Consider the following 15,660-nt stretch of genomic DNA (forward strand, 5'->3'; position numbering starts at 1 on the left):
ATGCAGGGACAGCAGGTTTACACGCAGCAGCCTATGCAGGGACAGCAGGTTTCAGCACCTATAAATGGGCAGTACGCAACCCAGACAGCAAAAGAAACCAATCCCAAACTGGAAGAAAATAAGTTCGGACAGATATACGGAATGATGAATGATTTAATGGAAGGTAAAACAGACCTCCCGAGCATGCTCAATTTCATACAAAGCAGTGATGGTGATTTTATTAAAGGTATGCTGGTCGGTGGAGCTTTGACATTTCTACTTAATAACGAAGCTGTGAAAGGAGCTATTGCAGGAGTCTTCGGAAGTTCCTTTGGATCGCTTTTCGGCGAGAATGAAGCTGAGCCTCAAGTTGCAGATATGATCAAGGAGCAGGAAGCAGGTCAGGAGTAAAAAATGAATAAAATAAAAAAAATAAACAGTTCAACGGCATCCGGGAGTTATGTGTTGAAAAACGCTCTTCTGGGAGCTGTTATCGGTGGAGCTGTAAGTGCTTTCCAGAATGCGGGAAAGGTCAAAAAAGGCGATATGACCAAAGATGAAGCAATAAAAGACTGCATTAAAGAAGCTGGAACTATGGGTGTTTCAACCGGCACTGCATCCGCAGTGGTAAATCCCCTTCCACTCGGCCCAATTGGGTCCGCTCTCGGTTTTGTTGCTGTAGCTTCCGGAACAAAATATATGCTCAACAAAGCCTTCCCTGCACCGCAACCTGAAATTCCGGTAGTTGAAGAAATTACTGAAGAAAAGAAAGCGGAAGAGGAAAAAGTTGAGGATAAAATAAAACCGGCAGCCAAGAAGACAACAAAGAAAAAAGCCGCCAAATCATCCCCTAAATCCAAAGCAACTGAAAAAACCGAAGAATAACAACTAATCTGATTTAATCAGCTGACAAACAAGGATATCAAAATGAGCGACAATAACTATTACGATCAGAACAATGCTTCAGGAATGCAGTACGCAACTTTTCAGGCCCCTGACGGCTCTTACTACACTCAACCTGTTTATTACGAAAACCCCCAGCAGATTCAGCAGTACCAGACCACTCAGCCTATCCAGCAGGAAACAAGCACCTCGGAAAGCACTCTCGGCGACTGGTTTAATTTCCGCGATTCCACTTATCTCAAAGGTTTTGCTCTCGGCGCCGGTATAGCTCTCGTGGCTTCAAACCCGACAGTACAAAAAGCCGTTATCTCAGGAGCAGTAAAAGCATGGGCCGCTGTTCAGGGCGGATTTGAAGAAATAAAAGAGCAGATTCAGGATGCTAAAGCTGAATTGAGTCAGCCGGAATAAAGTTCTTGCACTAAAAACAAGCCTCCTTGAATAGGCAGGCCTAAAAAAGGCAGGTTAATCATGGCTGATGAAAAAACAAAAAGTATCAATCCTGTTGCCAATCTGGATACCCAGACAAAAAGGACCCTTGCAAAAGCAGGGATGGCTGTATCTCTTGGCACACTGGTCGCAACCGGACTCCTTGAAACATCAAAAAGTGAGAATCTTAAAAAGATGCATCTCTGGTCCGGCTTTGCTCTTGTAGGCTTCTCATACTGGCACTACTCGCTCTATAACAGGAAAAAATAATGACTTCATGCCCATCAAAACGGACCGCAAGCATGGATGAAAATATAAACAGCAGTTTTAAAGTGGTTCACGAGTTGAGCAACAGGCTTCGTCTGCGCAGTAACCGTTTATACGATCCGGCACTGGATTTAAGCTATCTTGAAGCCGTGATCGGAGCAATCTCAGGAGTTGAAAAGGTTCGTACTAACAAACGGGCCTTTTCTATCACTGTTAATTATAACGGCTCAGCTGAAATCAGGAATAAGATTCTGGAAACACTGGAAAGTATTCCTGACGAAGCATATCTGCCGGAAGTGAGCCATAACGAACCGGCGCGGCTGTCTACGGTAGCTTATCAGGCGGCAACAACAGCTGTAACTCCGTGGCTCCCGTCTCCTTTAAAGGCTTTGAGCAGCTGGATGATCGGAACACCGACCATGGCAGAAGGTATCAAAAGTCTGGTTACGGAAGGAGTCAAAGTTGAAGTTCTGGACGCTTCGGCGGTGGCTTTTTCATTACTGCGACAGGACTATTTTACAGCCAATGCCATTGTCGCCATGCTTGGACTTGGTGAATATCTTGAAGACTGGACGGAACAAAGATCAAACGATCTGCTGAAAAATCTGCTGCGGCCTCAAGTGGAAAATGTCTGGGTGGAGCGTGACGCTAAAGAGCAAAAGATTCCACTGGATAAAGTCCTTATCGGCGACATTGTTCTATGCGGACCGGGAGAACTGCTCCCGGTTGACGGAACAGTGATAGGCGGAGAAGCAGCCCTCAACACCAGCTCCATAACCGGGGAATCTATCCCGGTTCATGTGGAAGAAGGTGACGAAGTCCTTTCAGGATCAGTTATTGAAGAAGGACATCTGCGTATCACCGCAAGCCATGTTGGCAGTGACAGTTCCATGGCCAGAATTGGGCGTTTTCTTGAAAACTCGCTCAGGTCAAAATCATCATCACAGAAAAAAAGTGACGAGCTTGCGGACAAACTTGTCCCCATAACATTTGCTTTGGGTCTGGGACTCTATGCCCTGACCCGTGATGTCACCAGAGCAGCGTCTGTTCTGACCGTAGATTACTCCTGCGCTATCAAAGTAGCCTCACCTGTTGCGGTAAAATCAGGGATGTTTGCGGCCAGCCACAGCGGAGTTCTCCTTAAAGGAGCTCAGGCTCTGGAAAACCTTTCTAAAATCGACACGGTAGTTTTTGACAAAACCGGAACCCTTACCAGAGGAGATTTATCAGTCACTGATTACATCCCCCTGAAAGGTTTAAATGAAAAAGAACTGCTGGCTCTGGCAGCCGGGGCCGAGGAGCACTACTCTCACCCTGTAGCACGGGCCGTGGTTGCTGAAGCAAAAAGCCAAAAACTACAGTTCCCGCCCATTTCACAGGTCGACTTCATTGTCGCCCACGGAGTTTCCGCCTTTGTTGAAGGTCGGCAGGTTCTTGTGGGCAGCAGACATTTTCTTGAAGAAGATGAAGGAGTTGACTGCTCTGCCGCGGACAATCTGACCACAGAGCTTAGGCAAAGCGGAAAATCACTTCTTTATGTATCCAGAGATGGCGAACTTGAAGGAGTTATAGGTCTCAGGGATGAGTTGCGCCCGGAAGCTGCAGAAGCACTTTCCCAACTGAAAGAAAAAGGAATCAAAAACCTGATAATGCTGACCGGTGACCACCGGGATACGGCAAAAGCAATCTGCGCAGAACTCGGTGTTATCGATAAAGTTCACTGGGAACTTAAACCGGAAGACAAAGCCAGAATCGTAAACGAATTACAGGAAGAAGGCCATTTTCTGGCTTTCGCCGGTGATGGTGTTAACGATGCTCCGGCACTTATTTCAGCAGATGTTGGAATCTGCATGCCCCAGGGAGCTGAGCTGGCCCGTGAAGCCGCACAGGTTGTACTGCTGGAAGACAGTCTGATGGCTCTTGTTGCCGGAAGGCATATAGCTGAACAGACCCAGAAAGTAATAAAAAACAGCTTCAACGCGGCTGTAGGAATAAACTCTGCAATTCTTCTTGCTGCTACAACAGGAAAACTTTCCCCGGTAGCCTCGGCATTCCTGCATAATTCAAGCACGCTTGGCATACTGGGATACGCTGCTTCCGCTGCAAGGCGGGAAGCTCCACAATCATACAGCCTGTAAAAGGAAGTCCGCTTAAGAGAACTCCCGAGAGGAGGATGAATGTATACAACATTGGCAAAAGCCCCCAAAGGGCAACAGCTTACAATAAAAAAAATTACGCAGGAACATCTGGAAAAGAATCTTGCTTCCATGGGACTTTTCCCCGGAAGTGTCGTGACGGTTATGGACGAAGAAATAAGTCTACAGACGGTTAGAATAAGAGGTCCAAAAGGTGAAATTCTGCTTAGCGGCGGAATGGGTGGTAAAATAGTCGCCCACCTTGATGACGGCCGCAAAGTTCCCCTGCCGGAGCTGAAACCCGGTGAGCATGGTCATATTGAAGGCATAACCGGAGGTAAAGGTCTGGGTGAGGCTCTGTCAGCTCTGGGGCTTCAAGAGAATGACTGCATAGAAATGATCAGGCTGATGCCTCCCATGGAATACATAACCATAATAGAAGGCCGGGGCCGGGTAAGACTGCCTGAAGGAATGGCCGCTAAAATCCTCGGTGAAATGCTTGGAAATGAATATCAGTTCGCATCCGTGCAGGTTGATACTCCTTTCAAAGTGACCAGAATACTCGGCGGCAAAAGAGCCCAGCACGCCATCGAATCACTTAATATTGCCCCCGGAAAGACCTTACGTCTTGAAGCCGTGGAACAGGCTAAAAATATTGGTAATTCCTATGGACTCAATAGAATAGTAGCCCATAGTTCAGAAGGATTGAGGATTTTTCTGCGCATCGATCAGGCTGAAAACATAACTGTCAGTCACACCTGAAAAAGTGAGGAAATATGCTTATGAAACCGGCCCATGAGGTTTTCTTCGATTACCTCAATGAAAACGGTCTTAATATGACACCGCAAAGGCTTGTAATACTACAGGCTTTTCTGGATATGGACGGTCACTTCACATCTGATGAACTTTATAAAAAAGTAAAACAACATGACCCTGCCATAGGGCAGGCAACTGTTTACAGAACTCTAAAGATACTGCTTGATTCAGGAATTGCCGATTGCTTTGATATCGGTGACGGAGTTTCAATTTTTGAAGTCAGCCATGGTCAGGAACACCATGATCATCTTATATGTGTACGCTGCCGTAAAAAAATTGAAATAGTTGATGAAGAAATTGAAAAAAAGCAGGAAGAGGTCGCAACCCGCGAAGGTTTCACCATAACCCACCATCGCTTACTGCTTTACGGAATCTGCCCGGAATGTCAGGCCAAAGCAGAGGCAGAGCTTGGGGAAGATGACGAATAATAGTAAATCCAATCCTCAAATCATACATAAATGCCGGGGGCGGGTCAGGTTCAGATGGAAAAAGCTCTATCATCCGCATTTAAATCCTGATTATCTCGAAGCGTGGCTTGAAGCCATGCCCGGCATTAATGAAGCCCGGATCAATCCTCAGGCATGCAGTGTGACTGTGAGCTACAGCGGATCAGCCGAAATGACTGAGAAAATCAGACAAAGGCTTGTGTGCTCTCCTGAAGAATCTTTTTCCAGAAAATTTCCCGCACCTGCAAAAAGAAAATTTGTAGACGCAGCCGCAGCTGGAACAATTGCAACGGTCTCCCCTTTTCTGCCGATTCAGGCAAAAACAGCTTTGGCCTATGCAACCGGGATTTCTCCGATACTAAGGGGACTGGATACGCTAATCAACCGGGGGCTGAAAGTTCAGGTACTTGATATGAGTACAATCGGACTCTCGCTTCTGAGAAAGGACTACAACACGGCAACTTCAATTGCCGCAATGATTGTAATCGGCGATTATCTGAAACAGATAACCGAAGACCGCACCAATAATCTGCTGCGCAGTCTTATGAGTGATCCGGTTGAAAAAGTTACCGTCTGCAAGAATGAGCAACTGCTGGATGTCCCTTTTGAAGAAGTTGAAAAAGGTGACACAGTGGTCTGCACAGCTGGTGAAATTATTCCGGTCGATGGAGTTATTACCGAAGGTGAAGTGCTCATAAATCAAACTTCAATTACCGGAGAAGCCAGACCATTGCATTGCAAGACCGGAGATCAGCTCATTTCCGGATATTCTGTGATTGAAGGAAGCGTAAAAATAAAAGCTGTAAAAGTCGGGTCAGAAACGTCCATCAAAAGAATAACCGGAATAATGGAAAATTCACTGATGGAAAAATCTGATGTCGAGCTTGAAAGTGACCGGTTGGCTGATAAGCTGGCGCCTATTTCTTTCGGAACAGGTGCGGCGCTCTTTGCACTGACCGGAGATGCGGATAAAGCTCTTTCCGCTCTTACTGTCGATTATGCCTGTGCGGTCAAATTTCCTACTCCGGTAGTAATTAAAACATCGATGTACACTGCGGCCAAGAGCAATGTTATTATCAAAAGCGGCTCAGCACTTATGAAAATAGCAAAGGCCGACACTGTTGTTTTCGATAAAACAGGGACCTTAACTAAAGGCGAAATTAATGTTGCAGAAGTCATTCCATGTGCAGAAATAACCAAGCATGAAATACTAAGATATGCGGCCGCGGCTGAAAACAGATCATTCCATCCTGTGGGTAAAGCAATCATCGCTGAATCTGAGCGTCTGGGGCTGACTATTCCTGACAGTCTGCCGGATGAAAGCAGAATAGCGCACGGGGTTTGCACCAGTATAGAAGGAAAAACTGTACGGGTAGGAAGCCGCCATTATATTCATGACGACTGTGGAATTGACTGCTCCTGCATTTCAAACGTGGCCACGGACCTGAGAAAACAGGGTTACATTCTGGTTTATGTTGCTGTTGATCAATCACTCGCCGGGATAATCACCATGCAGGATGAAATCCGTCCTGAAGCGCAGAATATACTGGAAAAATTGAAAAACGATGGCATCAATAAGATAATAATTCTCACCGGTGACCACCGTGAAACCGCGACAGCTTTCATGGAAAAACTTCCGGCAGCTGATTCAATATACTGGGATCTGAAACCGGATGAAAAGGCCATCATGGTTAAACGGCTTAAAAATAAGGGCCATAAAATAATCTTTGTCGGAGACGGAATAAACGATGCGCCATCACTTGTTGAAGCTGATGTCGGCGTTAGCGTACCCGGCAGCACTACCCTTGCAAAGGATGCCTCAGCTATAATTCTGACGGGACAGAATCTTGAAGGATTGCTTGTTGCCCGTAAGACAGGCAAACAAACTGAAAAAACACTTAAAGGCTGTTTTAAAGCCGGGGTTGGTATAAACAGCGGTCTGATGCTGGCAGCAACAGCCGGACTACTCAAGCCGGTCTCCGCTGCTCTTATTCATAATATGACGACGTTCTCAATACTCGGTATATCCGCACTTATTTCAAAGCGTTCTCCACAGATATAAAAATAAACCGGGCCGTATCGGCCCGGTTTATTTTTAGTTCATCTCATTATTGTATATCTGCAAACCAGCTCTTTCAGAAGGCTTCATACAGACTTCAGAATTCAGCATTACTCAACAGAAGCTGCCGGAACGTCTCCGCTTTTAGCCTCGTCAACCATGCTTGATACTTCCTTTTTGGCAGAAGTGAATTTATCACACGCCCAGTCTTTAGCCTTGATACCGCCCTTGATTGTCTCGACAACAGCCGGACGGATTTTTTCAGGCCTGATTACCGCATAAACAGCCAGCCCGGCAATTGCTGCTCCGGCTGAAAGAGTCAAAAGACGAATTGGTAATGACATATTGTTGCCTCCTATAATTCCGGTTTAATTTTTTCTTACATTAACAGACTCATCAGTCAGTGCAAACATTGAGAGTTGCTTTCAATCAGATAAGAAAAAATTACACCCATAAGAACCGGCGTTCCTCCACTACAGGTCCTTACCTTTTTTAACAGTGGCAATTTCCGCTCTTACATTAATATTATGTGAATGTAGTCCGGGCTTCTGACCATGCAGATTAAATTTAATTTTTACGCCGGGACGGAATAAGAGAACATGGGTTGAACCGCCGAAATGGAACATTCCAAGCTGTTCGCCCTTGTTCACATGCTGTCCGGGATACACCGTAACTTCATTGGAAGAAACTTCAGCCATGCCTACAAACAGCACACCCATAAGTCCGATGTCAGGATTATCAGCGTCAATAAGGACAAGAGCTCTTGAAGCCACATTAGTGATATAGCTCTGGGATTCATTAGGTCCGGCAGGATCAAATCCCATACTTTGTGCTTCGGCATAGTAGGAACCGTCTATAATTTTAACTCCGACAATTGTTCCACTTACCGGGCTGTGCCAGCGATGGTAGCTGAGCGCACTCAAAAAGGCCTGATAAAGGGTTCCACCTTCAAAGGTCTTTGCCAGCTCTTCGCTGTCCAGCATGTGAATGAGTGAATAAGGCTGGGCCTTTATCCAGAACTCATCACGTAATTTAACATCTCTTGCTATTTTATACGGAGCTGATTCGCAGGAGTTGGCGATCACATAGTCATCATCGGGCGAGGCAACCGGCCTGCGTCCTTCACGAAAACGGCGGGTAAAAAAATTATCCCATGAAGTAAAACCATAATGAGGCTTTTTAGGATCACAAATAAAATCTTTGGCAAATCCGGGCATAGCCTTTTGGGCATCACTGCCGAACCAGCCATGCTTCTCGTCATCACTCAACACATAGCATGAGTCAGAAGAACCAAGATATACTGCCCACTGGTTGAGTATTTTTTTCAGCTGACGGTTGACCTTTTTATTCAAAAAGACCGAACAACCTGCCGGAGTTCCCATAGGCCAGTCCAAAATAGCGTTAATAGGAAAACCAACCAGACCTGTTTCATTAAACTCCGGAGCACGGGTCATCGTATAATTCAACACCCGCAGCATCTGCTTATAATCTTTGATCTGGGGATTTCCCACAGGATCTTTCTTATATTTAGCTTCATCCGGAATCTGTTTAAACATTTCATTAAAAAGCATGTAGATTTCCGGATCATTCTCAATGAGATCTTTGAATTCCTGTATTACAGGCAACAAGGGAGTATCAGCCGGCTCCGCCGCTACTTTTCGTATCAGATCGGCCCGCCACTGACTCTCAAGAGTCTGATCCGAAGGCAGCCATTTACCAACCTTATAAGGGATTACCTGTTCAGAATTATCTGATCTGGATGTTAAAGGAATACTTATCAATAACGTGCATGCAAAAAAAAGTAGCAATACTTTTTTAAAATGAGATCTATTCATAAAACCTCCGCAGACAAAGCGTTGCAGCACTAAGGCCACATAACGCCTGACGTTTTTAAGACGGTTAAAATATATTTATATTTTATTTATAACACATTTTGATAAACGTAAAACTTTATCCTCATTTTTTCGAAATAAAAAAACCCGGCGGAAATATTTCCGCCGGGCAGCAAATTATCATATTTTATACTAAAGAGTTAAGATCCGACACAGACCGATTTTACATTCACAAACTCGCGTATTCCATACGACCCGAGTTCACGTCCGAAACCGGAAATACCGACACCACCGAAAGGAACATGAACATCACTTCTTACGAGGGCATTAATATAAACATTGCCGGTTCTTATTTTAGCAGCCAGTTTCTCAGCCAGCGGTATATTTGCAGACCAGATAGAGCCACCGAGTCCAAATGGAGTATCATTAGCCAGCCTTATGGCTTCATCTATTGATGATACCTTGAACACAAGAGCTGCCGGACCAAAAAATTCCTCCTGACATACATCTGAATCAACCGGAACATTTTCAATAATTGTCGGCAGATAATAAAAGCCCTTCCCTTCAGGCATGGAGCCTAAACTCAGAACTTTACCTCCTGCTTCAACACAGCGCTTAACCTGATCCTCTAGAGTCTCCCTCAACCCTTTTGAAGACATAGGGCCCATCTCTGTTGCAGGATCAAGCGGATCGCCCGGCTTGTATGCAGACATGCTCAGCTTCAACTGCTCAATAAATTCATCATATACTTCAGCCATTACAATAAAACGCTTTGCGGCAATACAAGCCTGACCAGCGTTTCCACATCTCGAAACGGCTGCGGTTTCAGCAGCTTTCTTTACATCGGCATCAGCAAGAACAATAAGGGGATCACTGCCACCGAGTTCCATAACAGACTTTTTAAGTCGCGCTCCGGCGGCTGAGGCAACACTTTTACCGGCTCCCTCACTACCAGTGAGACTGACAGCAAAAACAGAATCATGATCCAAAACAGCTTCTACTTGATCAGAGCCTATCAGAAGAGTTCTGAAAACATTATCCGGGAAACCGGCATCCTTAAAAATTTTTTCTATGGTCAAAGCGCACTGGGGAACATTAGATGCATGCTTTAAAACAACGCAGTTACCGGCCATAAGTGAAGGAGCTGCAATACGGAAAACCTGCCAGAAAGGGAAATTCCAGGGCATAACAGTTAAAACCGTACCCAAAGGATCAAACCGGACATAAACCTTTTTGGCGGCATCAGATACAGGTTCAGGAGCAAGCATTGCCTCTCCTTCTTCCGCATAATAGTCGCAGACAAGGGCGCATTTTTCAGCTTCGGCTTTTCCAAGTTTTACAGGCTTACCCATTTCAACCGCCGCAATACGGGCCAGTTCGACACTGCGTTCCCGAAGAATCTCAGCAGCTTTTTTGAGCAGCACTTTACGTTCTGAATAACTTTTTTCTTTCCAATCAGCCCATGCAGCGGCTGTTAAGTCTAAAATAGATTGAACTTTTTCATCGGAATAAGCTTCAAAAGTTGCGACAACTTCTTCAGTAGCCGGATTAAGACTCTGAATACTCATACAAAGACTCCTTATAAAATCATTATAAAAATATTCCTGCCCGTCTTTGCCGGATATATAAGCTGCACGGCAGGAATGATGAATATAGAAATCAAGGGACAGAGGAGTGCTGAAGGCGGGATTAAAAAAATATCCATATATAATAAGTGGAAGGCCTTCAACTTCCTGCTGCCGACCAAAAGCATAAAACTAATCACCGCAATTAAACAGTGCCGCCGGACTTATTTTCACAGCCGGAGTAGAGTTTTTTTCGGTAAAAATATCAGTTTTAGGTGAATTTATCGCTAAAAAAAAGGAACTATCGTGTTCTTTACAGCAATAAGTCCAGAAAAAAATAGTTGGTAACTGAGACTGACTTTGTGACAAATAGACACGCCTGACAACCTGAAAAAAAAGAACAGCAAAAGTCCGGCGATGAATTATTTTTAGATAACATACTGTTTTAAATATAAAATATGTCTGTAACAAAACATATTTTAATATTATCAGATGTCGTAATTTTCAAAAAAACAAATTAAATATAGTTTTCATATGATGTCTGATTTAAGACATCAACAAATGAGTATTTAATATTTTTCAGAGGTTGTATACTGACCTGCTGAAATTTGCAAAGGAGGTTATCACCTTGAATTCTATTTCAGAGATTCTGAAGCAACGTAAATCCTGCAGAAAATTTAAAGATCAGGTTCCATCTAAAGAAACCCTTAACGAACTGATTAATGACGCTGTGTGGGTCCCGTCCGGTTCAAATATGCAGCCGTGGAGATTCGCTGTTATCAGCAACAAGGAAAAGCTTAAATCATATTCTGACAAAGCTAAAAAAATGTGGCTGGAAAATCTGGACGAGTGCCCGTACATGAAAGCATACGAAAGCACTTTTACAAACCCGGAAGCCAATATCTTCTACAATGCACCATCACTTATAGTGGTTTATGGTGACAGCGAATCATTCTGGTTTAACTACGATTGCAGTATGGTCGCCCTGAATATCCATATTCTGGCAGAAGAACGCAAAATGGGCTGCTGCTGGATTGGGGAAGCACATAACATTCTTGCTATTCCTTCTGTTAAGCAGGAGCTTGGAATTCCTGAAAACTACACTCTGGTAGCTCCGATCATCATCGGCTATCCGGATGCTGACAGGGAAGGCAAACAGAACCCCAACAAACGCAAGCCTTTCAAAATCAACTTCTTCTAAAAAAATAAAAACGTCCCGCATATTAATACGGGACGTTTTTTATTTAACCAGAACTGAACGCATAATCTTTTAACGCGTAGCTTCTTCCACCAGATACAATATATTGCGGTAAGTCTTTCCACCGTGAAGTGTGAGGCCTATTTCACAGGTTCTTGACACACTGTAACCCTCATCACAATCAGCGATCTGCTCTCTCAAACCTTCAAGAGCGGAGGCGTTTAATTCGGGCTTATGAAAGCCTTTGTCTCCTGAAAAGCCACAACAATTTATACCCTTGGGAACAACTACGGATTCTGCGCATTTCGAGGCCAGCTCCGTGAGAAATCCATCAAGCCCCATTGCCCTTGTTGAACAGGTCGGGTGCAGGGCAACAGTTTTTTTAAGCTTTTTAAAATCAAGACGATCAACAACTTTTTTTACAATGAACTCAATAGGGTCCATCAAAGTAAGACGTTTATCAAGCGTCTTTTTCATTCTGTCAAGACATGGACTGGTGTCACAAAGGACCAGATATTTTCCGTTTTCGGTAGCCTTCAGCAAAGCCTGTCCAAGACCGGCAGCAAGTTCATCAGCATGCTCCTTAAGCCCCTTGGTTTCAAAAGCCTTGCCGCAGCACAGCTTATCCATGGAATCAGGAAAAACTACTTCATAGCCGGCCCTTTCAAGCAGTCTGACGGTTACATCCATCAACGGTTCCGAATCATCCCCTTTTGCGGGTCCCATGCTGCGCACGGCACACGAGGGGAAGTAAACAATCTTTTCAGATCCGGACTGAAGATTAAGTTCAGGAATGCTGCTTCCTCCACTAGGCATTGCTTTATTCCAGAGAGGAATTCTGCCGCCGGAAAGAAATCTTGCGGATGAAGCCATTGCCCCGATTGCTGAGTCGCCAATAATTTTCTGGGCAAGTGACATTCCATTTAAACCGAGGGATACGCCTTTAAGAACTCCGGCCATGTGTCCGGCAACATAATCAGCAGTCTTCAAGGCCCGCTGCGAATGTTTTTTGCCCCTGCGCTCTCTGATAAACTCCGGAATATGAACTCCCAGCGGGCATTTCATGCCGCAAAGTCCGTCAGTTGCGCAAAGCTGTTCACCATAACGGTTGAACACTTCTTCCCAATCATCGGCAATATCGTCTTTTCCTTCGCTCCTCAGCTTGGTGACAGCCCTGATAAGACTTATGCGCTGCCGAGGAGTAAGCCCGATATTTCTTGAAGGACAGACCTGCTCACAAAAACCGCAATCAATACAGAGATCAATATTGGGATCAGCGGCAACCGGACTTTTCAATCCGTGGACATGGGCTTTTTTATCATCGCTGATCAAAATGCCCGGATTTAAAATTCCCTGCGGATCAAAAAGATCTTTCACTTTCAGCATCACCGAATACAGGAATTCTCCCCATTCGTTGCAGACAAAAGGAGCCATAGCCCGTCCGGTTCCATGCTCGGCCTTCAAAGATCCGTCAAAACGCTTTGTAATGAGGTCAACAAGATCGACCATGAAATGGTGAAGTTTGTCTACTTCTTCAGGGTCAGCAATTTTAACAGGAATTGAAAAATGCAGGTTGCCATGGAAAGCATGGCCCATTATTCCTGCGGCATAATTGTACTTGTTAAACAGATTCTGGAAAGACTCACACCCTTCGGCAAGGTCTGAAACCGGGATATTGATATCTTCGGTAAAGACAAACTCATCAGGTTCTCTGAAATTGGCGATAGCCGGGAACAAGGCCCGGCGGATATTCCACAGATGTTCACAGGTTTTATCATCAGTAGTGAATTCCTGTTCGGATAACGAAGGGAACCTACCAAGAATCTCCAGAATATCCGACATATTCTGCTTAAGGGCTTCATCGTTCTCAGCCTTTGTCTCGATGAGCATTGCACAGGCCCCATCTTCAAGGGACTTCATGACATCCGGGATGCCTTTAAGGTTCTGCATAGCTGTCAGGCAGTTATAATCCAGAACCTCGGCTGCATCGATTTTGCAATTCCCCTTCATGGCAATAACTGCATCTGTAGCCACAGCAAGAGAAGGAAAGAACATCAGTCCTACAGCTCTCACCGGAAGAGTAGGCACGGTTCTCATCAGAACTTCATGGATAAAACCAAGAGTTCCTTCCGAACCGATCATAAGATGCATGAGAATATCTATGGGATCATCATAATCAACAAACGAGTTGACCATATAACCGATGGTATTCTTGATTGAATATTTTTTACGTATTCTTTCAACCACATCCTGCTGTGATATTATTTCTGTCCGCAACTTTAACAGCTCGGCCAGCAGCTCTCCATGAGATTTGCGGAAATCAGCAACACTCTCTTCAGCTGTGGTATCCAGATATGTACCATCGGCAAGAATAATTTTCATGCCCAGCACAGAGTTGTAGCAGTTATCCTCAATCATGCAGCACATTCCGGCAGAGTTGTCGGCAATGATTCCACCCATAGAAGCGGATGCCATTGAAGCCGGATCAGCTCCCATCTTACGTCCGAATGGAGCAAGAGCCTGATTAACGTCAACACCAGTGGGAGAACTTCCCGACCAGAACAACTGGCCGTTGTCCAGAACCTCTATCCGGTTCCAAAAGGGACCTTTAAGACGAACAAGCACACCATTGCCACAGGCCTGACCACTCACCGCGGTTCCTGCGCCGCGGAAAGTGACCCCGATGTTATTACGTGAACAAACCTCAAGAACCCTGACTATCTCAGCAGGATTTCTAACATCAACAACCAGCTTCGCCTGCGGCTCAAAATAGCTCGCATCAACGGCATAAGTCTTAACAAGCGCGGGGTGGTCGTAAATTCGTTCGGCAGGTATATACTGCCGCATATCATTAACCAGTTTATGCAACGCCAGCCTCCTTTTTCTCAGCGTCTTCTTTATATTTCCACAAGCCGATCCCGCGCAGTATCAGGGGAATTGTAATCAGGACCATGGTTACCCAACCCATGCTGCCGTAGCCCTTTCCGATAAGCGGAATAAGTCCGAACTGAGCTACACACCAGCAGGCGACAACCAGAATTGTGGAAGATATCATTGCATGAAAACGCTGTCTGCGTGCCTTTTCTTTTTCATCTAAATTGCGACCCATAAAAGTTACGAGTCTATTTGTGGTGCCGAAAACAAGTGCCACTCCTGTAGACACAGCTCCGACCACAATGCATACGGAAATAAGGGTAGTCATCCAGCTTGAACCGACTCCGTGCATAACTACAAACAATGCGGGAACAGCTTCCTTAAGGATGCCCTGATCAACAAAAGCAAGAATGCCGAAATAGGTCAGATACATAATTACGCAATTGATGAAAATTCCTGTTCCGATGGCTTTTTTGAGACATTTTTTTTCCGGACAAACCTGAGCGTGAACAATATAAGCCCCTATTGCCGCGCAGTGCAGGGTACCGTACTTTACGCCCCACCATAAGGCATCCCAAAAGGAATCAGGTCCTTTAAACGCTATTTCACCACTTTTTATTGCTGTCATATTTTTAACAATATTAGGGAAATAGTGTATTATATTAGGAAGGTAAATCAGAAACATACTTATAATAAGCATTACGGAGACAACCGCAGCCGATTTTCTGACCAATTCCGAACCATAGATAGTAAACACGAAAATAACTGCGGCAATCCCAAAAGTATTCAACATGTATGATGTGCCGAAAATTTTGGATAAGATTGTCCCTCCGGTTGCAAAAGCAACAGAGGTTGCAAGCAGTAAAATTGCATTAACCAGAACCTCATAGATCGGAACCGCAAAAAAACCTATCCCGCCGTAAACTTTTTTAGACCAGTTGCTGTAGTCATAAGTTTTAAACTTATTGGCAATGACCATTGCATAGTACATGGAAATCCCCATGACCAGCATTGATACAGCAGGCATGAAAATAGATGTCCAGTTATGGTTCAGATAAAAAGCAACAATCTGACGACCGGAGGCAAATCCTCCGCCAAAATGGGAACTGAACCAGACCAGAGCAATGGCGAGATATCCGGGAACAACTTTTTTCATAATA

The 15,660-nt window shown here is 44.8% G+C and carries 14 protein-coding genes; 9 read left to right on the forward strand and 5 right to left on the reverse strand.

Features of this window, described 5'->3' with window-relative positions:
- The 8 genes from G496_RS0115070 to G496_RS0115105 form a co-directional block, all read left to right on the forward strand.
- Positions 1-390: hypothetical protein (locus G496_RS0115070; RefSeq protein WP_027179990.1), on the forward strand; the 390-nt coding region annotated here is incomplete at its 5' end.
- Positions 391-393: 3 nt separating this feature from the next.
- Positions 394-864: a magnetosome protein MamC family protein gene (locus G496_RS20715; protein ID WP_051295090.1), complete on the forward strand. Its 471-nt coding sequence runs from the start codon at positions 394-396 to the stop codon at positions 862-864.
- 42 nt (positions 865-906) lie between these two features.
- Complete coding sequence (locus tag G496_RS21375; protein WP_034633507.1) at positions 907-1,290, forward strand: hypothetical protein; 384 nt, start codon at positions 907-909, stop codon at positions 1,288-1,290.
- A 60-nt stretch (positions 1,291-1,350) separates the two neighbouring features.
- Entirely contained in the window at positions 1,351-1,578 is a 228-nt protein-coding gene (locus G496_RS0115085; protein ID WP_051295091.1) for a hypothetical protein, read from the forward strand.
- Positions 1,578-3,713, forward strand: a complete 2,136-nt coding sequence (locus tag G496_RS20045) for a heavy metal translocating P-type ATPase (protein WP_245577940.1) — start codon at positions 1,578-1,580, stop codon at positions 3,711-3,713. Before G496_RS0115085 ends, G496_RS20045 begins: the two co-directional genes overlap by 1 nt.
- A 39-nt stretch (positions 3,714-3,752) precedes the next feature.
- Positions 3,753-4,472, forward strand: a complete 720-nt coding sequence (locus tag G496_RS0115095) for a ferrous iron transport protein A (RefSeq protein ID WP_027179992.1) — start codon at positions 3,753-3,755, stop codon at positions 4,470-4,472.
- Positions 4,473-4,486: 14 nt separating this feature from the next.
- The gene (locus tag G496_RS0115100) at positions 4,487-4,954 is read left to right on the forward strand and encodes a Fur family transcriptional regulator (protein WP_342665384.1); all 468 of its coding nucleotides are present in this window, start codon (positions 4,487-4,489) and stop codon (positions 4,952-4,954) included.
- Complete coding sequence (locus G496_RS0115105; RefSeq protein ID WP_027179994.1) at positions 4,944-7,034, forward strand: heavy metal translocating P-type ATPase; 2,091 nt, start codon at positions 4,944-4,946, stop codon at positions 7,032-7,034. The genes G496_RS0115100 and G496_RS0115105 overlap by 11 nt, the downstream gene beginning before the upstream one ends.
- Before the next feature lie 107 nt (positions 7,035-7,141).
- On the opposite strand, the gene G496_RS0115110 is transcribed toward G496_RS0115105, so the two are convergent.
- From G496_RS0115110 to G496_RS0115120, 3 genes are all read right to left on the reverse strand, one after another.
- Positions 7,142-7,375 carry a hypothetical protein gene (locus tag G496_RS0115110; protein WP_027179995.1) on the reverse strand — a complete coding sequence of 78 codons (234 nt, stop codon included), beginning with the start codon at positions 7,373-7,375 and terminating at the stop codon, positions 7,142-7,144.
- 129 nt (positions 7,376-7,504) lie between these two features.
- On the reverse strand, positions 7,505-8,866 hold the full coding sequence (locus G496_RS0115115; protein ID WP_084407588.1) for a phosphatidylserine decarboxylase family protein: 1,362 nt from the start codon (positions 8,864-8,866) through the stop codon (positions 7,505-7,507).
- Between the two features lie 197 nt (positions 8,867-9,063).
- A complete protein-coding gene (locus G496_RS0115120; protein WP_027179997.1) occupies positions 9,064-10,431 on the reverse strand; it encodes an NAD-dependent succinate-semialdehyde dehydrogenase in 1,368 nt (455 codons plus the stop codon).
- Between the two features lie 625 nt (positions 10,432-11,056).
- On the opposite strand from G496_RS0115120, the gene G496_RS0115130 reads away from it, so the two are divergent.
- The gene (locus G496_RS0115130; protein WP_027179999.1) at positions 11,057-11,629 is read left to right on the forward strand and encodes a nitroreductase family protein; all 573 of its coding nucleotides are present in this window, start codon (positions 11,057-11,059) and stop codon (positions 11,627-11,629) included.
- A gap of 69 nt (positions 11,630-11,698) precedes the next feature.
- On the opposite strand, the gene G496_RS0115135 is transcribed toward G496_RS0115130, so the two are convergent.
- Together G496_RS0115135 and G496_RS0115140 are read right to left on the reverse strand one after the other, a co-directional pair.
- On the reverse strand, positions 11,699-14,494 hold the full coding sequence (locus G496_RS0115135) for an FAD-binding and (Fe-S)-binding domain-containing protein (RefSeq protein ID WP_027180000.1): 2,796 nt from the start codon (positions 14,492-14,494) through the stop codon (positions 11,699-11,701).
- Entirely contained in the window at positions 14,487-15,656 is a 1,170-nt protein-coding gene (locus G496_RS0115140) for a YkvI family membrane protein (RefSeq protein WP_034633513.1), read from the reverse strand. The genes G496_RS0115135 and G496_RS0115140 overlap by 8 nt, the downstream gene beginning before the upstream one ends.
- Positions 15,657-15,660 lie beyond the last annotated feature (4 nt).

It is taken from the genome of Maridesulfovibrio bastinii DSM 16055 (assembly GCF_000429985.1).
Taxonomy (GTDB): domain Bacteria; phylum Desulfobacterota; class Desulfovibrionia; order Desulfovibrionales; family Desulfovibrionaceae; genus Maridesulfovibrio; species Maridesulfovibrio bastinii.